The sequence below is a fragment of the Rhizobium anhuiense genome (assembly GCF_003985145.1).
Taxonomy (GTDB): Bacteria; Pseudomonadota; Alphaproteobacteria; order Rhizobiales; family Rhizobiaceae; genus Rhizobium; species Rhizobium anhuiense.
Genome location: NZ_ML133521.1, coordinates 1184677 through 1209028 on the forward strand (window position 1 = coordinate 1184677; position 24352 = coordinate 1209028).

Consider the following 24352-nt stretch of genomic DNA (forward strand, 5'->3'; position numbering starts at 1 on the left):
GTTCATGCTCAATTGTCGAGCGAAACTTCCCAAAGACGGGCATTCGATTGCCAGACGGGCTGGCCCTTCAGCTTCTTGGTCGCGCCCCAGACATCGACCATGTCATAGAGGAAGATGCCCGGCATTTCCTTGAGCATCAGCGTGTGAAACTCGTCGAAGATCGCCTGACGCTTCGCCTGGTCGGGCTCCCCATAGGCCGCCTTCATCAACTCGACTGCCTTCGGGTCATCCCACATCAACGAAGCGTTCTTGTCCTTGTTGCCGACATAGAAGCCGTACATCAGCGCCGGATCGAGCCGCGGCGCGACCGATTGCGAGATGATCTGGTAGTTGCCGGAGCGGCGACGATCGACCTGCGTCGCATAGTCGAGCACCTCGATCTGCACGTTGAGACCTGCCTGCTGCATCATGGCCTGCGCCATCACCGCGGCCGGGAAGCTTGGCACGTTGCTGCGCTTGTTGGCGATGATGGTGATCGGCTCGCCCTTGTAGCCGGCGGCCGCAAGCTCCTTCTTTGCGGCCTCGATGTCGTAGGGCAGACGCTCCTTCTGGACATCGTCGAAGTAGAGCGAGTCTTGCGAAACCATCGAACCGTTGGCGGTGCCGGTGCCATTGGAGGCTGCCTCGACGAGCTGGTCGAGATCGAGTGCCATCGCCATCGCGCGGCGCACGCCGGGATTGCTCAGAACCTTGTCGCGCGTCTGGATGTAGAAGAGATTTTTGCCGTTGTTGCGCGCCACGATCAGTTGCATCGTGTCGCTCGTCTTGAATTCGGGAATGAGATCCGGCGAAATCTCCGCGGTATCGAGCACGCCGGACTGAAGCCCGGCCTTTACGGTCGAAGCATCGGGAATGACCATGAACTTGATGCCATCGACGAGAGGGCGTTTCGAGCCGACCATGCCGTCGGGTTTGCCGTCGTTCTGGGGCGAGACATAATCGTCGAACTTGGCGAGATGGATATATTCGCCCTTCTTCCATTCATCCCATTTGAAGGGACCGGTGCCGATCGGCTTGATGAAGCTTCCGTCCGCACCGACCGATTCCGGGGAGATGATCCCGGTGTAACCGCATTCGGGGCGCGACATCAGGCCAAGAAAGACCGCGGATGGCCTTTCCAGCGTGATGGTGACGGTCGAAGCATCGACTGCCTTGACCCCGGTAACATGCACGCTGCCGCTGCCGTCGAAGTCAGGAAGGCAGGTCCATTTCGTTTCGGGCTTGAGATAGCGGTTCCAGTTCCACACGACGTCATCGGCGGTCAATTTCTTGCCGTTGTGGAATTTGACGTCGTCACGCAGTTTGAAGCTGTAGCTCAGCCCATCCGCCGAGACTTCGAAGCTCTTTGCCAGCAGCGGCTTGACCTCGCCGTTGTTGGCATAGCCGACGAGCCCTTCGACAATATGCAGGATGACGCCATCGGTATTGCCGTCGCGATTGACGCCTGGATTGGCGCTGCGCAAATCGGAACTTTGCGCCACGACGATATCGCGGGCATCGACCACGCCGGCCATCGCCATCAACATGGTGCCTGCGAGAAGAAGCTTATGCATTGTTCTACCCTCTTTTATGGATTGTTAGGATCGGAGTTCATCCCAGCAGGCGCGTGAAAGCCTGCCGATGGTTTCGAGCGCGACCGTATAACCAGGTGTGCCGTCCGGCATTTCCTGCGGCACGTCGTCGGTATAGGCGGCGATGATGTAGAAGGGGGTCCCGTCGCGATAGACTATGCCGGCATTCATGCGGCCACGCTTTCCCGTGCCGCCCTTATGGGCGACGAGCACCCCGAACGGCAGCCGGGAAGGAATGGCATAGCGCAGGATCTGGTTCTTCAGGGTTTGAAGCGCGTAAGCGCACAGCGCCTGCGAGCAGCCGAGCCGGTCCGCAGCTTCCCGCGAATCCTGCGCATCCAGGATGGTCTGCAGCAGATAGACCTGATCCCGCGCCGTCGTCGTGGTGACGGCCTTCAAGGAATGATCGGGCGACAGCGCCAAGGGAGGGATGAGGAAGCGATGGTTGGTGCCTGTCATGCCGATCGACTTGCAATAATTGTCGACCTCTTCGAGCGTCAGCCTTTCGAAGACCATCTTGGTGCAGACATTGTCGCTCAGCACCATCATGCCGGTGATGGCATCGCGCAGCGATATGACGATTCCGGGGCTGAGATAGCGGAACATCCCGCTTGCCACTTCCTCGGCGAAACGCTTTTCGTAGGTAATCCGTTCGTCCAGATCCAGGCGGCCTTCATGCGCGGCCTTCAAGGCTGCCATCATGATCGAGGTCTTTCGGGTGCTGGCGGAGGGCGTTTCCTCGTCCGCGCCTCTGCCGATCGTTTCTCCGCTGCCGAGCGCACGCACCATGAAGCGTGTCACGAAAGGCTGGGCATCGCAGATCGCATTCAATCGCTCCGCAAGCTTTGCGGATTCAATCATCGTCGTCATATCAGTTCTCCAGGCGCCATTTGAGGATCACGCCGCCCTGAGCATTGTGGTCCAGAGCGGGGATGGCCGAGAGAAGCCGTTGTGTGTAGGCCTCCTTCGGGCTGTCGAAAACCGTATCGCGGTCGCCCTGCTCGATGATCCGGCCGTCCTGCATGACGACGACACGATCGGCCACCTGTTCGACCACGCCGAGATCGTGGCTGATGAACAGGCAGGAAAAGCCGTAGCGTTTTTGCAGATCGGACAGGAGTTCGAGCACCTGCGCCCTGACCGTCACGTCGAGGGCCGATACCGGTTCGTCGGCGATCAGGAATTTCGGCCGGCGCGCAATGGCCCGGGCAATCGCCACGCGCTGACGCTGGCCGCCCGAAAGCTCATGCGGGTAGCGCCCGGCGTAGTCGGCCCCAAGCCCGACTTCCTCCAGCGTCTCCAGGGCGCGCTTGCGCTTTGCCGCAGCGTCGAGATCGGGAACGAGCCGCAGCGCTTCTTCCACAAGCGCGACGATGGTCATGCGCGGATCGAGCGAGGAATAAGGATCCTGGAACACCATCTGGCAATTCAGCCGATAGTCCATCCAGTTGTCGTCGCGGCTGCGTCCTCTGAACCGGATATCGCCTTCGCTCTCCCGGACCAGTCCGGCAATGGTGCGGCCGAGCGTGGTCTTGCCGGAACCCGAACCGCCGACCAGTGCCACGACTTCGCCCTCGTGGATATCGATGCTGACGCCATGCAGCGCCCGCTTTGGCGTTGCCTTCTTCATCAGCGACCGCCGGCCCGGATAATCGACGACGATATCCCGTGCCGAGACCATCGGCGCCTTGGTCTTGTCGATCGTCCGGGTCTCTCCGCGGAACGGCAGGGAGCAAAGCAGTTTCTTCGTATAGGCACGCTGTGGTGCGTCGAGCAGCTCGGCGGTGCGTCCTTCTTCGACGATCACGCCCTTTTCCATGACAACGATGCGGTTGGTGTAGCGGGCAACCATCGGCAGGTCGTGACTGATCAGCAGCACGGCGGTGCCTTCCGCCTGCGTCAGTTCCACCATCAATTCCATGACATCGCGCTGGATCACGGCATCGAGCGCCGTCGTCGGCTCGTCGGCGATCAACAGCGCCGGTTTCAGCAGCATGACCGATGCCAGCATGATGCGCTGGCGCATGCCGCCCGAGAATTCATGCGGATAGGAAGTGAGCGCCCCGGCGGGATCGCGGATCCCGACCCGGTTCAGCATGTCAAGGATCCGGCTGCGCCGCTCTTCCTGCGAAAATTTCGTATGCAGCTGCAACCCTTCTTCGAGTTGGCGGCCGACGGTCATCGAGGGATTGAGCGAGGTCATCGGTTCCTGGAAGACGACACCGATTTCCGCACCGCGCAATTGGCGCAATTGCGCAGCTCTCATCGCAAGCACGTCGCGTCCCTTATAGGCAACGGAGCCGCCGATCACCTTGATCGGCGCCGGCAGCAGCGAGATCAGGGCGCGTGTTGCCAGCGTCTTGCCCGATCCGCTTTCCCCGACGATGCCGAAGATCTCGCCTGGCGCGATGTCGAAGCTCAAGTTCTTGACGACCTGCACACCGGTGCCGGCGACCTGAAGCGACAGGTTGCGGACATTCAAAAGCGTTTCCTTGGTCATTTCAGTCCCCTCATCCGCGGATCAAGCTTGTCTCGAAGAGCGTCGCCCAGAAGATTGATGCCGAGGAGCGTCAGGGCGATCGCCAGGCCCGGGAAGAGACCCAGCCAGACCGCCTGCTCGATGAATGGCCGGCCGGCGGCCAGCATGTTGCCCCAGGTGGGCGCCGGTGGCGGCACGCCGAGGCCGAGAAAGCTGAGCGCGCTTTCCGAAAGGATCGCCCAGCCGAACATCGAGGTCGCAAGCACGGTGATCGGGGCGATGCAATTGGGGAGGATATGGCGGAACATGGTGTAGAGCTCGCCATTGCCCATCACCTTGGAAGCCTCGATGAATTCCCGCTCGCGCAGCGACAGAACGGCACCCCGGACAACCCGGGCCATCGAGGGCGAATAGGCAATGCCCAGCGCGAAGATGATGCCATATTGGTTGGCGCCGAAGACGGCGAGCAAACCGAGCGCCAGAAGGATGCCCGGAAAGGCGAGAAGCGCATTGTTGACGGCCATGATGACTGCATCGATCCAACCGCGGGCGTAACCGCTGACGAGACCGATCAACGTACCGCAGACCGTCGCGAATGTGACCGTCAAGGTGCCGATCCAGACGCTCGCCCGGGCGCCGACGATCAGGCGGCTGAGTACGTCGCGGCCGAATTCGTCGGTTCCGAGCCAGTGGGCGCTGCTTGGCGCCGCCAGCCGCGCGGTGAAGCCGAGCTTCATCGGATCATAGGGGGTCCAGAAAAGGCCGATCGCAGCGGAGATGAGCAATGCGGCAATCAGAATGCTGCCGATGAAGCCGTTGAACGTGACGTTTTTCATTCGGCGACTACCCGCGGATCGAACAAGGGATAGAGCAGGTCGACGACCAAATTGACCAGCACATAGGAAAGCGAGACGAACAGCAGACACCCCTGGATCACCGGGTAATCGCGGGCAAAAATACTGTCGACCATCAGTCGCCCGAGCCCCGGAATGGTGAAGACCGTCTCGATGACGGCAATGCCGCCGAGCAGATTGCCGAGGATCAGACCGATGACTGTCCAGGTCGGGCCGAAGGCATTCTTGAAGGCGTGCCGCCAGAGGACGGCGCTTTCGGAAAGCCCCTTGGCCCGGGCGTGGGTGATATAGTCGAGACGCAGCACTTCCAGCGTCGAGGCGCGTGCCATGCGGATCAACACACCCATCTCGTGAATGACCAGGGTCATGATCGGCAGCACGAGATAGAGCAGGCCGCCGGTGAGGTTGCTGCCGATCGAGACATAGCCGAGCACCGGCAGCCAGCTGAGTTTCCAGCCGAAGAAAAGCAGAAGCAGGAGGCCGAGCCAGAATGTCGGGATCGACAGCAGGATCGTGGCCGTGCCGACCAGCGCAAGGTCCGTCAGACTGTTTTGCCGCCAGGCGGCGATGACGCCGGCCGGCACGGCGATGAGGCTTGCCAGAAGCACGGCGACGACGACGACTTCGGCGCTGACCAGAAAACGTGAAGCGACGAGCGGCAGCACCGCCTCGTCATTGACGATCGAGCGGCCGAAGTCACCCTGCACGACATTGGCGGTCCAGATCAGGAACTGCTCAGGCAGCGATTTGTCGAGGCCGAGTTCCGAGCGCATTGCCGCGATCTGATCCGGCTCAGCCATATCCCCCAGCATCAGTGCCGCCGGATCGCCGGGTATGAAGCGGATCAGGGTGAAGACAGTCACCGAAACGAGGACGATCGTCGGCAATGCCATCAGCAGGCGGTTCAGGACGAATTTCAGCATTTTTGTTCCCCGCGATGGGCGACGGACTGTGCCCGGCGCCATCGGTTTCGTTGCCGCAGACTATGATCGAATGAAGAAATATCCGCAATATTATGCGATTCCGTCATAAGTCTATGCGGAATACGACCGCAACCAAAGCGACTGCGTTCGCGTAAGGTTTCAGGCTAAAAATTTGATTTCAAACGCCTTTTTGCGAAAGCCGGATCTGTCGCTTCAAGGCGTCGCTCAGAGCGTGGGCAGCAATCGAGAGTGGCGTCCCGACCGCCCTCGCCAATCCGAATTCCTGGGTCGCGCGTGGCACGAAAGGACGGTGAACCACCGGCAGGTGGCGATAGAGATTGGCATAAAAGCTGCTGATGATCGTGACCCCAAGGCCATGCGCGACATAGGAACAGGCGGAACTGTTGGTATGTGTCTCGATCTTGACGATCTGCTTGATGCCGGCTCGCCGGAAGGTCTGGTCGAGCGCCATGCGGTTCGGCCGTTGGCGCCCGATCAGAATGAGAGGAACGTCGCGCAAATTCTTGACCGTGATTTCCTCCAGTTTCGCAAGAGGATGATCCTTCGGAACGACGCAGACGCTTTCGCCGGTGGCGACCCGCTCGACCTCGATGCCCGGTCCGCTCTCGCCCTCCATGCGCAGAAAGCCGAAATCGATCACCCTCTGCTCGACAAGCTTGTTGATCGCAGTCGTCGTCTCGAAGAAGGTCTCGATCCGCACACCGGGGAAATCCCTGATATAATCGACCAGCATGGCCGGCGCGAAATGCTCCCACATGCTGCTCGGCAGGCCGATGCGGACGATCTCCGGACCGGCGGCGCCGCTTCTTAGGTCCTCCGCATGACCCGACATCCGATCGACCGCCAGCAAGATGTTCTCGGCATCGCGGGCAAGAAGCAGGGCCTCGGGCGTGGGAATGAGACGGCCTTTGTCGCGCACAAAAAGCGACATCGAAAGATCCGCCTCGAGCTGCTGGAGGAGGCGGCTGACACCGGACTGGCTGAGACCCATCGTCTTTGCCGTGGCAATCGTCGACCCCGTCGCCAGAAGCGTGCGCAGGACTTCCAGTTGCTTGATATTCATGCGTTTGCGATCCCCCGGGACAGTCCAAGCACCGTCATCATGCCCAGTCCGAAATGCTTTGAAGGAAAAGGCTGGCGGCCTTGGGCATCGGAAATTTCTCGCCGCTGATCAGCGCGTAGGCAACCGGCAGTTCCGGTTCGAGCGGGATGAACTGCAGCGGCAGCGTCGCATATTCGCGGGCGATGATCTCACCGACCAGCGCAATGCCGAGCCCTTGGGCGGCCAGAGCGCAGGCACTCGCCACCGAATGCGCCTCGAGCAGGGGGCGTTGGCGGATGCCGGCCTTGTAGAACAACGCCTCCAGCTCATGGCGAACCGGCCGCTCCCTGTTCAGCATGATCAGATCCTGCCCCTTCAGCTCGCCGACCGACAATAGGCGGCTGCCGGCCTTGGGATGATCATTATGCAGGACGCAAACAATCCGCGACGACAGGATCTTCTCCTGTTTCAACCCCGGGCTCATCAGTGGCAGCCGCGCGAAACCGAGATCGGCTTCGCCGTCGGCCACCATCCGTTCGATTGCCAGATAGCTGCCGGACGCGACTTCGACGCGCATCGGACCATTGGCGGCGAGAAAATTCTTCACCAGCTTCGGAATGCGCGTCGAGGAAAGGCTGGAGGGAAAGGCGAGCCGCAGCATGATCTCGCGCGACCGACCGCTCTCGAGCTCCATCGCCGCGGTTTTCAAGGCGCGCAGCCGGTCGGAAATGGCCCGGATTTCCGGGCCGAGCTGCAGCCCCTCGCGGGTCGGTTGAAGCCGGTTCTTTTCCCGTTCGAAAAGCCGGACGCCGAGATACTCTTCCAGTTGCTGCAGCAAGCGGCTGGCGTTCGATTGCGAGATCCCGAGCTCGACGGAAGCGGCGATCGTCGAGCCCGTCGCGGCGATGGCGTCATAGGCCTCGATATGCTTCAGGCTGATCGCCGCACTCGTGTCTCGCGCCATTCTATCTCCAATGTCGATAGCCCTACCCGCGATCCGCATAAGATTGCGGCGCTGCGGAAAGTTGAACATTTTCCGCCGAGAACCAAACTCACGGAAAGACTTTCGTCAATGGCCACCATTCTCCGGAAGATCGCGGAACAGGTCCTGTCGCGAACAACGTTCTCAGACGTCGCCATGGAGCGGGCAAGAGATGCTGCGGTGGACACCATCGGCTGCATGATTGCCGGCCGGGGCGATGAAAGCATTGCGGCACTCATTCGCGCCTTCGACGGGGAAATCGCCGGAGGCGGCGAAGCGCGGCTCGTCACCGGCGGCTCCGCCTCGCCCTCTTTCGCCGCACTCATCAACGCAACCGCGGCGCATGCGCTGGATTTCGATGACAATTTCCATCCGGCGAGGGCGCATGCTTCCGCGGTGCTGGTGCCCGCACTGCTGGCGGTTCTGACCAGCGGCAAGGTGACAAGCGGAAGACGGTTTCTCGAGGCCTATTTGGCCGGGCTGGAAGCGCAGGCGGCGGTCGGCTTTGGCGTCAATCCCTCTCACTACAACAGGGGCTGGCACGCAACGGCGACGGTCGGCAGCATCGGGGCTGCGGCTGGCGTGGCACGGCTTCTCGGCGCCGACGAAGAGAGACTCGTCGCGGCGATGAGCCTGGCGACGAGCTTCGCCTGCGGCCCGAAAGGGCAATTCGGCACGACCGCCAAACCGCTTCACGCCGGCATTGCCGCGCGCCATGCCGTGGACGCGGCGCGCATGGCGCTGGCCGGCATGAGCGGGCGGCCGGATATCCTCGAGCGGCCGCAAGGTTTCCTCGATCTTTTCGGGGACGATGATGCCAAGGGCTGGCAGGGCCTGACCTTCGAGGAGGAACATATCATCGAAAGCCGAGGCGTGGTGACCAAGCGCCATCCCTGTTGCGCCTCGACCCATCGCGCCATCGACGCGCTTCTGGATCTGAAGCAGGAGCATGGGCTTCTGGCTGGCGACATTGCCAGGATCGAGACGAAAGTCGGCATATCCGCTGCCCGCAACCTCGCTTATCCCAACCCTGCCGACGAGATGCAGGCCCGCTTCTCGATGCAGTACTGCCTGGCGACAGCCTTCCTCAAGGGATCTCTTAGCCTTTCGGACTTTACGCGGCAGGAGATTGGGCGACCGGAAATCCGGGAATTCATGCCGTGCATCGAAATGCAGTCCTATTCGGCCGAAGAGGAAAAAGGCGTGGAGCGCCTCCCGCACGTCGTCACCGTCACGACGCGCGATGGGGGCATCTTGAGCAAGTCTCGCTTGCATGCAAAGGGATCGCTCGAAGCGCCGATGAGTGTGCATGAACGCGAAGTCAAGTTCATGGACTGCTTGCGCTGGGGAAATCGGAATGTGTCCGAGGCCTCTTTCCTGCAGCTTCGCAAGCTTGCCGATTTTGAAAACCTGTCCGGCGACGATGCCGTCTGGAGACTGATCACCGACCATCAGTCGCCTTGACAAGCCACGGCGGCGGATCGGCGGCGGGGAAAATCTCCCCGCCAACATCAACGTTCAGGCCGCGGACTTCTAGGCGAGGTATTTCGTAAACCAGTCGACCGTTCGCTGCCAGGCGAGCTTGGCTGCCGCTTCGTCGTAGCGAGGGGTGGAATCATTGTGAAAGCCGTGATTGACGTCGGGATAGATGTAGCCCTCGAATGTTTTTCCCGATGCCTTCAGCGCAGCTTCATAGGCCGGCCAGCCTTCGTTGATCCCCTTGTCCAGCCCGGCATAATGGAGAAGCAAGGGCGCCTTGATCTTCGGCACGTCCTCGGCGCGCGGCTGCCTACCGTAAAAGGGCACGGCTGCGGCAAGTTCCGGATAGGCCACCGCCGCGGCGTTGGCGACGCCGCCGCCATAGCAGAAGCCGGTGATGCCGACCTTGCCGGTGGTGAGATCGTTATGCATCAAAAATTCGACCGCCGCGAAGAAGTCGTTCATCAGCTTTTCCGGGTCGACCTTCTGCTGAAGCTCCCGCCCCTTTTCGTCATTGCCGGGGTAGCCTCCGACCGACGTCAGGCCATCCGGGGCAAGTGCTACGAAACCCGCCTTTGCCACGCGGCGCGCCACATCCTCGATATAGGGGTTCAGGCCCCTGTTCTCGTGAACGACCACCACGGCCGCAACTTTGCCGGTCACGTTTTTCGGGCGGACGAGATAGGCGCGCACATCTCCATTTCCCTTTGGCGAGGGATAGGTGATGTATTCGGCTGATATATCGGGATCGGTGAACTCGACCTGGGTCGCCAGCGCATAGTCAGGGCTCAGCGACGCAAGAATGGCGGCGGCCGTCACGCCGCCGACGGCGAATTTGCCGGCCCGGTCGAGAAACTCACGCTTGGTAATTCTCCCGTGGGCGTAATAATCGTAGAGTTCGAGAAGTTCCTGAGGGAAATCCTTGGCTGTCATACGCGTCATGATGGCTCCTCCTGCCTCCTTGTTCTCGCACCATCCTACACAGGTAAGCTCGCGACTCTTTTCAACATTTCGCGAGTTTCGCGTGAGCTTGTCGGCTGGGGCAACCGGCGCTGAATGACTGACTTGGCTTCGGGAGGATGCGCGCCAACGTCCATCTGGCGAACCGCGTCCGCCCAGTTGTTGCAAGCAATGGGCCGCCGGCTATCGATCTATGAAAATTAATTTCATACTCGCGCTTTGAGGCCCGTTTTCTATTGACGCCTCTCGATTTTTGTCCCAACTTAAAGAAAATAAATTACTAAATGGGAACTTGATCGGCATGAAAGTGGGAATCATTGGGCTAGGATTCCGGCTCGGCTATCTCGGCTATGTTTTCAAGGCAATCGATAGCAGCTTCGACATTGTCGGCTATGTGGATCCGGAACCCGCCGGACTTCCCGGATTGACGGAAAAGGGCATTTCAGTCGGCAAGGCCTATGGTTCGCCGGAAGAACTCCTCGCTTCCGAAAAGCTCGATCTGCTGATGATCGGCTCCCCCAATCACCTCCATCTCGACCATATCAGGCTCGGCCTTCAGGCCGGTCTAAAGGTCTTCTGTGAAAAGCCGATCGTCACGACCATCGCAGAAAGCATCGAGCTTGCCCATCTGATGGCAAAATTCGGCCACGAGCGGCTGATGGTCGGTCTCGTGCTGCGTTATTCCCCTCTTTATAAGGATCTCCGCGCCATCCAGGCCGAGGGCAAGCTCGGTCAGATCGTGTCGATCGAGGCCTCCGAACATATCGAGCCTTATCACGGCGCCTTCTTCATGCGCGACTGGCGCCGCTATGAGCGTTATTCCGGCAGCTTCATGCTGGAGAAATGCTGCCACGACCTCGATCTTTACAATGGCGTCGTCGGCGCGCGGCCCGAACGCGTCGCCAGTTTTGGCGGTCGCAAGAGCTTCATTCCGGCCAACGATCCGGCGCGCGAGGGCATCAACGACCTCGAACTTTTTCACCGCAAGCCGAGCGGATGGATGGGCTCGGACAAGGTCTTCGACAGCGATGCCGATATCATCGACTATCAGGTGGCGATCGTCGAATATGCCAATGGCGTCGGCATGAACTTTCACACCAATCTGAACGTGCCCGACCAGTTCCGCCGTTTCGCCATCATGGGGTCGCGCGGCATGGCCGAAGGCGATTTCGTGCGCGGCTATCTCGACGTTCACGAACAGCTGACCGGCAACAAGGTGGTCGAAAACAAATATGCCGCCACCGAGCTCTCCCAGCATTACGGCGCCGATGAACAGATGGCGAGCGACCTGCTTGAAAGCGTGCGCACCGGGCTCGAACTTCCCGTTTCCACGCTGAATGCGCTCGAAGCCGGCATTCTGGCTCTGGCGATGGACGAGGCGAGGATGAAGAAAACGGTCGTCGATCTCAGACCGATCTGGGACCGTTTCGACGAAGCCCTTCACGCAAGAGCGGCTTGAGGAGAGCGGCAAGATGAGTGTTCAAAGAAGCACGGTCATCTTCGCCTGGATCCTTCTTCTCCCGGCTGTCCTCTATGTTCTGGCGATCGTCGCCTATCCGCTGGTCGATACGTTCATTCTCTCCTTCACCGATGCATCGCTAAGGAAGACCACCAATTGGGTGGGCTGGATCAACTACGAGAAGATCTTCAATGAGCGGTTTGCGGAAGTCATCTTCCGGACCTTCATCTGGACGTTCTTCTCGGTCGCCCTGAAAATGGTGATCGGCACGTTCGGCGCATGCATGCTGAATGCGGCGGTGCCGGGGCGCTCATTATTCCGGCTTTTGACCATGCCGCCATGGATCGTGCCGATGGCCATTGGCATCTTCATGTGGGGCTGGATGTATAACGGCCAGTTCGGAATGATATCAGGCCTGTTGCAGCGCTTCGGTCTCGTCGACGGCCCGGTCGCCTTCCTCGCCTATGGCAGTACCGCCTTCTGGGCAACGATCATCACCGATGTGTGGATTGGTGTGCCGCTGGTGACGATCTACTTCCTGGCGGCGATCCAATCCATTCCGAAGGATCTCTACGAGGCTGCCTGGACCGACGGCGCCGGCCGCTGGTACCGCTTCCGCCGCATCACCCTGCCGCTGATGGTTCCGGCGATCATCACCATGTCGATGCTGTCGCTGATCGCCACCTTCAACTCGTTCGACATCATCTGGATCCTGACGCAGGGCGGACCGAGCGGCGAGACGACGACGATGATCATCGATACCTATCAGACGGCGATCGGTTCGAAGAAATACGGGGAAGGTGCAGCGCGCGCTGTGTTGATCTGCATCTTCCTGTCGCTCTTCTGCTTCGCCTATTTCCGCGTCACCCGCCGTCTCAATCCGGAGAAGCGCGCATGAGCAGTGCCGCCATGATCGACCGTTACCGCTGGTGGGAAATCATCCTGATCTATTGCGGCATCGCAATGTTTCTGTTCTTCGTGCTGTCGCCCTTCGTCGAGGGCTTCCTGGTGTCGCTGAAGCCGCTCGCCCAGCTCTTTTCCTCGCCCTACCGCTTCTGGCCGGAGAACGGCTCGTTCGAAGCCTACCGGACAATGTGGATCAGCGTGCCGGGCTTCGGGCGCTATATCTTCAACTCGTTCTTCATCTCGATCATCGTCACGCTGATCGTGCTCTGCCTCGTCATTCCGGCGGCTTACGCCTTCGCGAAGTTCGAATTCAAGGGCATGGGGATCCTGCTCGGCGCGTTCCTGACGGTGAACATGTTCTCCGGCGCCGTGCTGTTGATCCCGCTCTTCCGGCTGATGCGCAGCATGGGCGTGCTCAACACCTATCTCGCCATGATCGTGCCGGGCGTCGCCTTCCTGATCCCGTCGGCGATCTGGCTGTTGCGCACCTATATGATCCGCATTCCACAGGAGCTCAACGAAGCGGCCTACATGGATGGCGCCAGCCATTTCTACACGCTGCGGCGTGTCATCCTGCCCATTGCGATGCCGGGGATTATCGTCGTCGCCATAACCACCTTCATCGGCGCTTATGCCCAGCAATTCATCTTCGCGCTGACGTTCAACTCGAAGAGCGAATACATGCCCTTGCCGGTGGGGCTCTTTGCTTACTTCGGCAAGCAGGAGGTCATCTGGAACGAACTGATGGCGGCTTCCTTCGTCGGTATCGCGCCGGCGATGGTCGTCATCTTCTTCCTTCAGCGCTACCTTGTCGGCGGGCTGACCGCCGGTGCGGTGAAACAATAAGACCAAAAAACGAGTGAACAGCTAACACAAGAATGGGAGTCACGACGTGAGCATTACCATCAAGACAGGCCTGATGGCCCTCGCCTTGCTCGGTTCGACGGCATTGACCGCAGTCACTGCCCAGGCGGCCGACAAGGAAATCAGCTGGATCTATTGCGGCGACACGATCGACCCGGTCCACACCAAATACATCAAGCAGTGGGAAGAAAAGAACGCAGGTTGGAAGGTCACGCCCGAAGTTGTCGGCTGGGCGCAGTGCCAGGACAAGGCAACGACGCTCGCCGCCGCCGGCACGCCCGTTGCCATGGCCTATGTCGGCTCGCGCACGCTGAAGGAATTCGCGCAGAACGACTTGATCGTCCCGGTGCCGATGACCGATGACGAAAAGAAGAGCTACTATCCGCACATCGTCGACACGGTGACCTTCGAGGATACCCAGTGGGGCGTCCCGATCGCTTTCTCCACCAAGGCGCTTTACTGGAACAAGGACCTCTTCAAGCAGGCCGGCCTCGATCCCGAGAAGCCGCCGAAGACCTGGGCTGAAGAAATCGAGATGGCCAAGACCATCAAGGAAAAGACCGGCATTCCGGGCTTCGGTCTCTCCGCCAAGACCTTCGACAACACGATGCACCAGTTCATGCATTGGGTTTACACCAACAACGGCGCGGTGACGGATGCCGAAGGCAAGGTCACGCTCGACAGCCCGCAGATTCTCGCCGCGCTGAAGGCCTACAAGGATATCGTCCCCTACTCCGAGGAAGGCCCGACGGCCTATGAGCAGAACGAAGTCCGCGCCATCTTCCTCGACGGCAAGGTCGCCATGATCCAGGCAGGATCGGGCGCCGCCTCCAGGCTGAAGGAGACGAAGATTGCCTGGGGCATTGCGACGCTGCCGCTCGGTCCCGACGCCAAGGGGCCCGGCACGCTGCTGATCACCGACAGCCTGGCGATCTTCAAGGGTTCGGGGGTCGAGGAGAAGGCGACGGAATTCGCCAAGTTCATCACCTCGCCCGACGTCCAGTCGGAATACGAGCTGCAGGGCGGTGCCGGCCTGACCCCGCTGCGCCCGTCGGCAAAGGTCGACGAGTTCGTCGCCAAGGATCCTTACTGGAAGCCGCTCATCGAGGGTATCAACTATGGTGGTCCCGAACCGCTCTTCACCGACTACAAGGGCTTCCAGAACTCGATCATCGAGATGATTCAGTCGGTGGTGACGGGCAAGGCCGAACCGGAAGCTGCGCTGAAGAAGGCTGCCGGCGAAATCGAAGCGTTCAAGTAAACCGCTTTGGACTCTTTGGGATCGCGGGTGCACAGCCCGCGATCCCTCCCCGATCGAATGTGCGACAAGGCCGCCGGTGGAGACAGATTTTTGGGACAGCTCCTTCTCAACAAAGTTCAGAAGTTCTATGGCGACTACGAAGTTCTGAAGGGCGTGCAGCTCGAGGTGAGGAACGGCGAGTTCGTCGTCTTCGTCGGCCCGTCAGGCTGCGGCAAATCCACCCTGCTGCGCATGATTGCCGGTCTCGACGCGACGAGCGCGGGCGATATCGTTATCGATGGTATCAGGGTCAATGACCTGCCGCCGGTCAAGCGCGGCATCGCTATGGTGTTCCAGTCCTACGCGCTCTATCCGCACATGACTGTTTTCGAAAACATTGCCTTCCCGCTTCGCGTCGAAAGGATGGAAGAGGAAAAGCTCAAGGCCAAGGTGGAAAATGCCGCCCGCATCCTTCACCTCGAACAGCGTCTGCAGCAGAAACCCGGCATGCTGTCCGGTGGCCAGCGCCAGCGCGTCGCGATCGGCCGCGCCATCGTGCGCGAACCGAAGATCTTCCTGTTCGACGAGCCGCTTTCCAACCTCGACGCAGCACTGCGCGCCGACATGCGCATCGAGCTTGCCAAGCTGCACAGGCAGTTGAAGGCGACGATGATCTATGTGACGCACGACCAGGTCGAGGCGATGACCATGGCCGACCGTATCGTCGTGCTGGATTCCGGCGATATCTCCCAGACGGGCGCGCCGCTGGAGCTTTATCACAAGCCGGCAAACCAGTTTGTCGCCGGCTTCATCGGCAATCCGAAAATGAATTTTCTTCCCGTGACCTGCAAGGGCGTCAGCGCCAATGGCGTCGAGGTTGATTATCAGGGCCAGACAGCCGTTCTGCCCGTGACGCCGCGTGACGGCATGGCCGGCAAGGCTTTGACGCTCGGCATCCGGCCGGAGCATATCCAGCTCGGCGGCGGCGACATCGTCTTTACCGTGACGCCGACGGTCATCGAGCGCCTCGGGGCAAATACGGTCGCTTACGCCTCGCTGAACGGCGAGTCCGAGAATTTCTGCGCCATGCTGCCCGGCAGCGTCGGCATCCGCGCGGATGCGCCTGTCGCAACCGGCATCAATGCTGCGGACTGCCACCTGTTCGACGAGACGGGCATTGCCTTCGAGCGGCGCGTGGAACTGACCGAAATCGATATGAACCTCATCAATCCGACGGCCGCCTAGGACGGATACATGCCGCGCGGGCAAACAAGCGATGATTTTGAGCCGATCGATCAGTTTGTGCGAAGCGTGATGTCACGCGCAGATCTCGATGCTGAATCCGTTGAGGCCATTGGGCTTTATCTGGACAATCGAGAATATGAAATGGCTTTCGAGGGTCTGTTTTTAGAGCTTATCAAATCTCGAAAAACGATCAAACTAAACGCCAGTGAATGCATCGGCATGGCACGGCAGCTAAAGCTCGACAAAGAAACTGTATTTGACCACCAGTTCTGGTCAAAGTTTGAAACATACCTTCACGATATGCCCAAGTGACGCACTGAGCCCCGCCGAGCGACGTTCCTCCCTTACCAGACGAGGCCGCGGGCCGCGACTTCCTCGACGCGGGTGACGACGCCGCCGCGATGGAAGACCATCGTATCGAACAGGTTTGATACCACGCAGGTGTGGTTCGGGATGATGAAGAGCTTCTCGCCGATCTGCGGCCGGGGGCCGGTGCAATTCGCGAGGTCGATGACGCCGTGTTCTTCCGAGAGGCTGCTGATCCGCGCTTGGGGATAACCGACGATCAGGCCGTAATCGCTGAAGCCTTGAAGATCCGAGGTCAGCGCCTTTGAGCCGGCATCGATGACGGCGCGGTCGGCATTTGGGCGTGACACCACGGTCGCCAGCACATGCATGGCGCAATCGTCCTCGGTGCAATGGCCCATGCGCACCATCTGGCGGTCGTTGTAGATATAGGTGCCGGCGCGGTGTTCGGTGGCCGATTTGACGAGATGGGCCTCGAAGAGGCTGGGTGTGCCGCCATTGCTGACGATCGGGCAGGCAATGCCTTCGGCTTTCAGCTGTGCCAGCGTTTCAGCGATGAAGGCTTCCACGGCGGCCGCCGATTGCGGCTTCGGATAGGTCACGATGCCGCCGAAGGTCAGTCCGTCGGCGGCGGCGATGCGCTTGGCGAGCGAGGCCGCCTCCCCCGGCGTCTGTACGCCGCAGCGGCCGCCGCCGGTATCGCATTCGACGAGGACGTTCAGCGGCTTGTGGCCGGAGAAATGTGCTGCCAGCCCATTGACCGTCACTTCGCTGTCGGCGACGACCTTCAGCGCTGAAATCCTGTCGTTCAGCCTGGCCAGCCGCTCGATTTTCTGCGGTCCGAGGATATTGAAGGTGATGAGGATGTCCTCGAAGCCGGCCGCGGCAAAGACTTCGGCTTCCGTCACCTTCTGGCAATTGATGCCCTTGGCGCCTGCGGCAGTCTGCGCGACGGCCAGGGCCGGGATCTTGTGCGTCTTGATATGCGGCCGGAAGTTCAGCCCGTGCTGATCCATATAGGATTGAACGCGGGCGATGTTTGCCGCCAGCCTGTCTTCGTCGATCACGGGACGCGGCGTCGAGAGATCGGCGATCCTGTCGCCTGCCTTGGCGACGACGGCGAAGCTGTTGTCAGGCATCTAGGCGGCTCCGCGTTCTATCCCATGTGGATCGGCGACGATCGGCCAGATGGTCTTCGGTGCCCGCTGGTACGGCGTCGTTGCCGGATTATTGGGATAGGGCGTTCCGGCGGAGCAGTAAAGGATTTCCGCTGCGATCTTCGAGAAGGACGCGAAGAAGTGGTTGGTGGATTTGATCACCAGGATCTTCTGCCTCGTGGGATCGATGCCCATCACCGAAAAAAGGCTCGGATCGAAGCTTTGGGCGCGGGTGGAATTGAGGATGATGTCGATGCCGTCAAGCACGATATGGGCGGCATCGCCGAAAGGTGCGAGGCTCTCGCCGAACTGCATCTCGGCGTTCTTCAAGAGCTTGACGATCTTCACGGTGCCGTCGATGGGGTTGCCGGTGCCGGGCGCCGACTTGGCGCCGAAGCGCAGCGGAATCTCCGCCCCCTCGCCCGCCGCAAAACAGATCTGCACGGCCACCGGATCCCAGATCGTGCCGATCGCGGCGCTGGTGATGCCGCGGGCCAGGAGTTCGCCGAGGACGACGGTCGCATCCCCTGCCGTGCCGCCGCCCGGATTGTCCCAGACGTCGGCAATGACGACGGGCCATGCGGTGGCGGCCATCGCCCGCGACACGGCTTCCTTCTCGTCGATTTGCGGGACCATGAAGGTGCCGCGCTTGGAAAACAGTTCCAGGCCGAGTTCGCGCGCCAGAGCCGCGCCCTTTTCCGGCTTGTCGTCGGTGACGACAAGCAGCTTCGTTCCCATTTCGGGAACGTCGCCCACCATGAAGCCGTGGATCACCGAGATCGACAGGATGTCCGGATCATCCTTCTCGATCCGCATGATCTTGTCGACGAAGGAGCGCATCGGCTCGCGCGATGTCGGGAAGACGTCGATCATCTTGCAGTCGAATACCGACATATCAGGCTTGACCCGGCCTTCCAGTGTTTCCACGGCGATGCGCCAGAGATCCTCGGCGCGATCGACGAAATCCGTATGCGGAAATTCCTTGAAATAGACGGCGAAATCGAGCGCCGCGACGCGTTTTGCCGTGAGATGGCTGTGCGGATCGAGTTCGGCGCAGATCAGCACGTCGGGCCCGACCATCTCGCGCATGCGCGCGAGAAGATCGCCTTCCGTGTCCTCGTATCCGGCGGCCACCATGGCGCCATGCAGGCCCATGACGACAGCGTCGACCGGCATTGCCGCGCGGAGTTGATCGAGGATTTCGTCACGCAATTCTTCGTAGGTCGCCCGGTTGACGAGACCGGCGGGATCGGCCCAGGTGGCGGTTCCCTCGATCAACTCCCAACCTTTTTCTCGGGTGACGCGCCTTCCGACGGTGATCGGCGCGGTGCAGAGCGTCGGCGTTTCCGGATGTTGGCCGGGCGGGGCATAAAGCGAGGCTTCGAATGCGCGGCGATCCACGCAGATCGGGGAAAAGGTGTTGGTCTCGGTCGCCAGTGCTGCGGTGAAAATGCGCAAGAAAGTGGCCTTCGTGTTGTCGTCCCCGCGTCAACCCATCGGGTTCGGCAGGTAGCCGGTGAAACCTGAGATTTTCCAGCGTCCTTGGTGAAGCCTGCAATAATAAAGCGTCTGCCATTGCATGATATCGCGGGTGCCGTCAGGCTTGGAAATGCCGCCGTCGAATTTCTTGCGGACAAGCGCCATGTCGCCTTCGATCTCGATATCCTCAAGCGTCGTCGTGGTGAAGATCGCCGTGCGCGCATCTTCCGCGAAACTCTGTGCGGCGAAATCCCTGGCCTGCCTCAGCCATTCCTCGCGATAGGCCGACAGCGTCGGGAATGCGAGGCGCCACTTGTCGGGGCTGACGGCCTTCTGACCGTCGATGCCGATGAAGCCCTCTTCGACGAAGTCATGCTCGACCATCGACCAGTCGGCGGCCAGAAAGGCATCGATATCGCGCGGAACGAGCATTTCCCAGATCGCAGACCGGGCGCTGTCGGACGGGAAAGGATTTAGGAAAGGATCGCGCATGTTTGCCCCGGATTGAAATTCTTTTCATAAATCGCGTTTTTCACTGGTCAAATTCTGCTTTCTATGGTCATTTGTCAACTTATCAAGAAAATAATTTGCAAGGACTTCAGCATGCCCATCAAGCGCTATGGCACTGTTCAAACCGGCGCCGGCGGCAAGGCGCTGCCTTTCGCGCGTGCGGTCGAAGCCGACGGATGGCTGTATGTTTCCGGGCAGGTTGCGATGGAAGATGGCGAAATCATCGACGGTAACATCATTGCCCAGACCCACAAGACGATCGCCAATGTGCTGGCGATCCTCGATGAGGCCGGATACGGCGTCGAGGACGTCGTGCGCGTCGGCGTCTGGCTCGACGATCCGCGCGACTTCTGGACCTTCAATAAAATCTATCAGGAGTATTTCGGCGAACATCCGCCGGCACGCGCCTGTGTGCAATCGTCGATGATGGTCGATTGCAAGGTTGAGATCGACTGCGTGGCCTATAAGAAGAAGGATGGATAGCGCGCCATCGGGGGGACGGGTTTGGATATCTTTTCGACATTGCAGGAAGACAAGAGCCGGCTCTCCCCCTCCGAGAGCCGCATCGCGGAAATCATCGTCAACGACTTCGAGTTTGCCGTGAATGCCTCGATCATCGAGCTGGCGGAACGGGCCGAGGTATCACCGCCGACCGTCACCCGCTTTTGCCGTCGGCTGGGTTGCGAAAGTTTCTCCGACTTCAAGGTGCAGCTCGCCCGGACCGCCCATATCGGCGTGCGTTATCTGAAACCGGAATCGAAAAGCACCGATCCGGCCGATGTCGCCCAGGATATCATCACCAAGGCCCAGAACGCGCTGTTCCTCCTGCACCGGTCGCTTGATCTCGCCGCGATCGAAGCCGCCGTTTCGCATATCGCCAAGGCCGATATGATCTACGCCTTCGGCTCGGGCGGCAATTCGTCGATGATCGCGGACGAGCTCCAGAATCGCCTCTTCCGTCTCGGGCTGCGCATCACGGCAAGTTCCGACCACAGCATGCAGCTGATGATGGCTGCCGCGGCAAGGCCCGGCGACGTGTTGATCGGCTCCTCCTTCTCGGGACGCAATACGGAGCTGGTGCGGGCCTTCGAGCTTGCCCGCCAAGCCAAGGTGAAGACGATCGCCCTGACCCAGACGGCAAGCCCGGTTGCCAGGGCTGCCGAAATCGTCGTGCCGATCGACCTTCCCGAAGGCAGCAATATCTATCGCCCGACCTCCACGCGCATCGCCTACATCGCGACGGTCGATATTCTGTCGAGCCTGGTCGCCTACGCCGTTCAGCCAAAGGCGACGACCACGCTTCGGCGCATCAAGCAGCAGCTGGTCATTCACCGCGACGGCGACGACCGGCAATTGCTTGGAGATTGAGGTTCATGAACGGGAGCGACAGGAAATGACGCAGTCGATAGCCATCGTGACCGGCGCTGCAGGCGATATCGGCGCGGCGATCGCCGCACGGCTCGCCGATGACCACGACGTCGTGCTGCTCGCCGACATCGATGCTGCCGCTGCGGCTGCCGTGGCGTCAAAACTCGGGCCGGGCAACCGTTTCGTGGCCGTCGGATGCGACGTGACCAACGAGACGAGCATTGCCGAATTGGCAAGGCGTGCGGCGGAGATCGGTGTGGTTCGGACCCTCGTCAACAATGCCGGTGCGGCCCGCGCCACCAACCTGCACGAGACGACGCCGGAGATCTGGCGGGCGGACGTCGCGCTCAATCTCGAAGCGGCATTCTTATGTTTTCGCGCATGCGAGCCGATGCTGAAAGCCTCGAAGGGCTCCGTCGTCAACATCGCCTCGGTCAACGGCCTGCATGTCTTCGGACACCCGGCCTATAGCGCCGCCAAGGCAGGCCTTCTGCATTTCACCCGGTTGGTTGCCGTGGAATACGGCAAGTTCGGCATCCGCTCCAATGCCGTCGCACCCGGCACGGTGAAGACGCAGGCCTGGGAAGCACGCGCAAGCGCCAATCCAAATGTTTTCGAGGAAGCTCGCCGCTGGTATCCGCTGCAGCGCGTCGTCGATCCGAAAGACGTCGCCAATGCCGTGGCCTTCCTTGCCGGTCCTCTGGCCGCGGCGATCACAGGCGTCTGCCTGCCAGTCGATTGCGGCCTCACGGCCGGCCAGGCCGAACTGGCGCGGACCTTCTCGCAATCGGAACATTATTGAAATCCAGAGCGGTTCATCTTTTCATAGAAGCGCCGAACCGCTCTAACTTTTTGTTTTTACGCAATTCCGGACGAAAAACCGCTTCGCACTTTTCCTGGAATTGCTCTAGAGGAATACGAGAGGAGCAGGTTGTGAAGCCGGCTTACTTCGGATCGATGACCGCATGAGCCGCCTTTTTCCCGATGTCTTCCGCAATCCGGCGATCCGCGCCAGCATGATCGCCATTTTTACCTTCGGGATGGCGGGGGCGATGACCGCACCCTACCGTTCGATCGTCGGTATCCGCGAATTGGGCTTGAGCGACGGCCTCTATTCCTTCCTGAGTTTTGTCTCGGCGGCGGTGAACGTCGTCATCAGCATCCTGCTCGGCAATCTCGCCGATCGGCTGGGCGAGTACAGGTCGACGATGATCGGCGCCTGCCTGTTCGGCATCGCCGGCTACGGCATGGTCTACGCTTTTCCCACAGCCGCCGTCTTCGTCATCAGCGGCTTGCTGCCGCTGCCGATTTACGGGGCGCTGAACTCGCTGCTGTTTGCCAATGCGCGCGCGGCGATGCACGGCATGAACCGAAGTGACATGGTGACGGCCAACTCCGGTGTGCGCGCCATGATCTCGCTGTCCTGGGTGCTGATCCCGGGGATAACAGGCCTGATGCTGTCCGGCGCATCGAGCATGCTGCCGGCCTATCTCTTTGCCGCCATCTCATGTCTGCTCTGCCAGGCGATCATCATCTTCGCCCTGCCCAAGCGGTCGGCAACGGAGATGGCCGCGGTCCATCATCTCAGCTATCTCGGCGCGCTGCGCCAGGTGGTTTCGCCGCGCATCTCCGCGCATATTTGCGGGGTGGCGCTGATTACCAGCACGCTGCATCTCAATGACGCACTTCTGCCGTTGATCGCCACCGGTGCTGCGCATGGCAAGCTCAGCGACGTCGGCATTCTTGTCGGCATCGTCGCATTGCTGGAGGTCGTCTTCATCATCATCTGGTCGCGGATTGCCCGGAAGACCGGCCAGATGACGGCGCTTGCCGCCGGCACCGTCATCTATGCCGTATTCCTCAGCCTTCTCGGCTTTGCCTCTGAGCCGTGGCACCTCTATGGGCTCACCTTGCTCGCAGGCATCGGAGCGGCCGCGATCATCAGCTTTCCGATCACCTATCTGCAGGATCTCATCGCCGACCGGCCGGGGCTCGGCAGCGCACTGATCTCCGTCAACATCTTTGCCAGCGCCGGGATCGGCGCGCTGGTCTTTGCCGCCGGCACATTCATGACAGGCTATTCGGGAACCGCCATCCTGAGCGCCGTCACCGGATTATCCGGCATAGCGCTCCTCGGCTTCCTGCAAGGACGCAGAGCCCGTTGAGCAAATAGGACGTTGCGAAGAATGGAGCTTTCATCGCTGTTCGTCTTGTGACAAGGGTGACGCATCATTTCCTTTGAAGGCGACATGAAGGCGATCTCCGGCACGAATCTCGAGCAGGCCAAGTCTCACAACCGGCGTGTTGTGATCGAGGCGGTCCGCACGCACGGCCCCTTGTCGCGCGCGGCAATCGCGCGGATGACGGCGCTGACCGCCCAGACCGTCTCGAATATCGTCGAGGAACTGGAGAAATCGCACCTTCTCGTCCCGTCCGAGGCGCAGAAGCTGGCGCGCGGCCAGCCGATCATCCCCTACACCATCAATCCACGCGGCGCCTATTCGATCGGCCTCGAACTCGGCCGCCAGCGCGCGAGCGGCGTTCTGACGGATCTGTCCGGCGCCGTTTGCGCACGCATTGAACGCCATGTCGAACATCCCGATCCGCAAAGAGCCATGCCGGCTCTCCAGACAATCGTCGAGGATCTCCAGCAGGCCTTCGCATTCGACCGGAACCGGCTGCTCGGCGTCGGCATGGCCCTGCCCGGCCGTTATGCCGATGGCGGCACCACCTCTCTCAGCCCGCAGAGCCTGCCCGGCTGGCAGGACTTTCCTGTCGGGCATGAGCTGGAACAGCGGGTGAAGGTGCCGGTGCTCGTCGAAAACGATGCGACGGCAGCGGCGATCGGCGAGCGTCTTCACGGCGTCGCCCGCGGTTTGGGCAGCTTCGTCTATCTCTTCCTCGCCGGCGGCGGCGGCATCGGTGCGGGAATGTTCCTCGACGGCCACCTCTACAAGGGCAGCCGCAACAATGCCGGCGAGATCGGGCATATCATCGTCGAACCGCATGGCAAGCTCTGCAGCTGCGGCAAGCGCGGCTGTCTGGATCGCTACATCTCGCCGACCGTTGCCTACGAATTCATGGGCATTGCCAATGCCGAGGAGCTTTCGCCTGACGATCTCGACGCACTGATCGCCAGGGGCAGCGAAGGTCTCGATGCCTGGCTCGATCAGGCCGTCCAGCCGCTGCGACAGACCGTCGATTTTCTGGAACTGGCCTTCGATCCGCAGACCATCGTGCTCGGCGGCAGCATATCGACATCGCTGATGCTTCGGCTTGCAGAGCGGCTGGAGCCGCTGTACACCCCGATCGACCCCAGCCAGAAGCGCACCGCGCCTCGCGTCATGATCGGCATGACCGGCAAGGATACGGCCATCCTCGGCGCCGCCGCCCTGCCGATCTTTTCGGAAACCAATCCGCGCTTCGACGTCCTGCAAAAGCCGCTCGGCTAGCGCAGCGGCCCGAAAATCGGAATCGATTTTCGGAAAGCGCGACGCGTAGATTCAA

At 60.7% G+C, this 24352-nt stretch carries 23 protein-coding genes; 12 read left to right on the top strand and 11 right to left on the bottom strand.

Annotation, left to right across the window (positions count from 1 at the left end):
• Positions 1-8: 8 nt before the first annotated feature.
• From EEQ99_RS05750 to EEQ99_RS05780, 7 genes are all read right to left on the bottom strand, one after another.
• Complete coding sequence (locus tag EEQ99_RS05750; protein ID WP_097630918.1) at positions 9-1553, bottom strand: ABC transporter substrate-binding protein; 1545 nt, start codon at positions 1551-1553, stop codon at positions 9-11.
• Positions 1554-1577: 24 nt separating this feature from the next.
• Positions 1578-2441: a serine hydrolase gene (locus EEQ99_RS05755; RefSeq protein WP_127430117.1), complete on the bottom strand. Its 864-nt coding sequence runs from the start codon at positions 2439-2441 to the stop codon at positions 1578-1580.
• 1 nt (position 2442) lies between these two features.
• Positions 2443-4071, bottom strand: a complete 1629-nt coding sequence (locus tag EEQ99_RS05760) for an ABC transporter ATP-binding protein (RefSeq protein ID WP_097630917.1) — start codon at positions 4069-4071, stop codon at positions 2443-2445.
• Positions 4068-4886, bottom strand: a complete 819-nt coding sequence (locus EEQ99_RS05765) for an ABC transporter permease (protein ID WP_017992060.1) — start codon at positions 4884-4886, stop codon at positions 4068-4070. Before EEQ99_RS05765 ends, EEQ99_RS05760 begins: the two co-directional genes overlap by 4 nt.
• Positions 4883-5827 carry an ABC transporter permease gene (locus EEQ99_RS05770; protein ID WP_127430118.1) on the bottom strand — a complete coding sequence of 315 codons (945 nt, stop codon included), beginning with the start codon at positions 5825-5827 and terminating at the stop codon, positions 4883-4885. The genes EEQ99_RS05765 and EEQ99_RS05770 overlap by 4 nt, the downstream gene beginning before the upstream one ends.
• Positions 5828-6005: 178 nt before the next feature.
• Positions 6006-6911, bottom strand: coding sequence for a LysR family transcriptional regulator (locus EEQ99_RS05775; RefSeq protein WP_127430119.1), 906 nt, complete (start codon positions 6909-6911; stop codon positions 6006-6008).
• Positions 6912-6948: 37 nt separating this feature from the next.
• Complete coding sequence (locus EEQ99_RS05780) at positions 6949-7923, bottom strand: LysR family transcriptional regulator (protein WP_174824433.1); 975 nt, start codon at positions 7921-7923, stop codon at positions 6949-6951.
• 39 nt (positions 7924-7962) lie between these two features.
• Here EEQ99_RS05780 and EEQ99_RS05785 point away from each other — a divergent pair, with 39 nt between their 5' ends.
• Positions 7963-9336 carry an MmgE/PrpD family protein gene (locus EEQ99_RS05785; protein ID WP_127430121.1) on the top strand — a complete coding sequence of 458 codons (1374 nt, stop codon included), beginning with the start codon at positions 7963-7965 and terminating at the stop codon, positions 9334-9336.
• 69 nt (positions 9337-9405) lie between these two features.
• Here the strand turns inward: EEQ99_RS05785 and yghX are convergent, their stop codons facing one another.
• Complete coding sequence (gene yghX, locus EEQ99_RS05790) at positions 9406-10293, bottom strand: YghX family hydrolase (RefSeq protein ID WP_028756487.1); 888 nt, start codon at positions 10291-10293, stop codon at positions 9406-9408.
• A gap of 319 nt (positions 10294-10612) precedes the next feature.
• On the opposite strand from yghX, the gene EEQ99_RS05795 reads away from it, so the two are divergent.
• The 6 genes from EEQ99_RS05795 to EEQ99_RS05820 all read left to right on the top strand — a co-directional run bounded on the left by EEQ99_RS05795 (position 10613) and on the right by EEQ99_RS05820 (position 16337).
• Entirely contained in the window at positions 10613-11770 is a 1158-nt protein-coding gene (locus EEQ99_RS05795) for a Gfo/Idh/MocA family protein (RefSeq protein WP_047613509.1), read from the top strand.
• 13 nt (positions 11771-11783) lie between these two features.
• Entirely contained in the window at positions 11784-12668 is an 885-nt protein-coding gene (locus EEQ99_RS05800) for a carbohydrate ABC transporter permease (RefSeq protein ID WP_047613282.1), read from the top strand.
• The gene (locus EEQ99_RS05805; RefSeq protein WP_047613283.1) at positions 12665-13522 is read left to right on the top strand and encodes a carbohydrate ABC transporter permease; all 858 of its coding nucleotides are present in this window, start codon (positions 12665-12667) and stop codon (positions 13520-13522) included. Before EEQ99_RS05800 ends, EEQ99_RS05805 begins: the two co-directional genes overlap by 4 nt.
• A gap of 73 nt (positions 13523-13595) precedes the next feature.
• The gene (locus EEQ99_RS05810; protein ID WP_047613511.1) at positions 13596-14801 is read left to right on the top strand and encodes an ABC transporter substrate-binding protein; all 1206 of its coding nucleotides are present in this window, start codon (positions 13596-13598) and stop codon (positions 14799-14801) included.
• A 90-nt stretch (positions 14802-14891) separates the two neighbouring features.
• On the top strand, positions 14892-16025 hold the full coding sequence (locus EEQ99_RS05815; protein WP_097544666.1) for an ABC transporter ATP-binding protein: 1134 nt from the start codon (positions 14892-14894) through the stop codon (positions 16023-16025).
• 9 nt (positions 16026-16034) lie between these two features.
• A complete protein-coding gene (locus tag EEQ99_RS05820; protein WP_097544665.1) occupies positions 16035-16337 on the top strand; it encodes a hypothetical protein in 303 nt (100 codons plus the stop codon).
• Positions 16338-16369: 32 nt separating this feature from the next.
• Here EEQ99_RS05820 and EEQ99_RS05825 read toward each other — a convergent pair whose 3' ends face one another.
• Genes EEQ99_RS05825 through EEQ99_RS05835 form a run of 3 tightly spaced genes read right to left on the bottom strand, consistent with a single transcriptional unit; the run spans position 16370 to position 19459 of the window.
• The gene (locus EEQ99_RS05825; protein ID WP_097544664.1) at positions 16370-17470 is read right to left on the bottom strand and encodes a D-TA family PLP-dependent enzyme; all 1101 of its coding nucleotides are present in this window, start codon (positions 17468-17470) and stop codon (positions 16370-16372) included.
• Positions 17471-18946: a M81 family metallopeptidase gene (locus EEQ99_RS05830; RefSeq protein ID WP_097544663.1), complete on the bottom strand. Its 1476-nt coding sequence runs from the start codon at positions 18944-18946 to the stop codon at positions 17471-17473. It lies immediately after the preceding gene.
• A gap of 30 nt (positions 18947-18976) precedes the next feature.
• The gene (locus tag EEQ99_RS05835) at positions 18977-19459 is read right to left on the bottom strand and encodes a hypothetical protein (protein WP_047613290.1); all 483 of its coding nucleotides are present in this window, start codon (positions 19457-19459) and stop codon (positions 18977-18979) included.
• Between the two features lie 111 nt (positions 19460-19570).
• Between EEQ99_RS05835 and EEQ99_RS05840 the strand changes: the two genes are divergently transcribed.
• The 5 genes from EEQ99_RS05840 to EEQ99_RS05860 all read left to right on the top strand — a co-directional run bounded on the left by EEQ99_RS05840 (position 19571) and on the right by EEQ99_RS05860 (position 24297).
• A complete protein-coding gene (locus EEQ99_RS05840) occupies positions 19571-19960 on the top strand; it encodes a RidA family protein (protein ID WP_012555064.1) in 390 nt (129 codons plus the stop codon).
• A 21-nt stretch (positions 19961-19981) separates the two neighbouring features.
• A complete protein-coding gene (locus tag EEQ99_RS05845) occupies positions 19982-20845 on the top strand; it encodes a MurR/RpiR family transcriptional regulator (RefSeq protein WP_127430122.1) in 864 nt (287 codons plus the stop codon).
• Between the two features lie 25 nt (positions 20846-20870).
• Positions 20871-21647, top strand: coding sequence for an SDR family oxidoreductase (locus tag EEQ99_RS05850; RefSeq protein WP_047613294.1), 777 nt, complete (start codon positions 20871-20873; stop codon positions 21645-21647).
• 163 nt (positions 21648-21810) lie between these two features.
• Positions 21811-23010 (top strand): MFS transporter, encoded by a 1200-nt coding sequence (locus EEQ99_RS05855; protein ID WP_097594721.1) that lies wholly within the window; start codon positions 21811-21813, stop codon positions 23008-23010.
• An 84-nt stretch (positions 23011-23094) separates the two neighbouring features.
• Positions 23095-24297, top strand: a complete 1203-nt coding sequence (locus EEQ99_RS05860; RefSeq protein ID WP_127430123.1) for an ROK family transcriptional regulator — start codon at positions 23095-23097, stop codon at positions 24295-24297.
• The last annotated feature ends 55 nt before the right edge of the window (positions 24298-24352 follow it).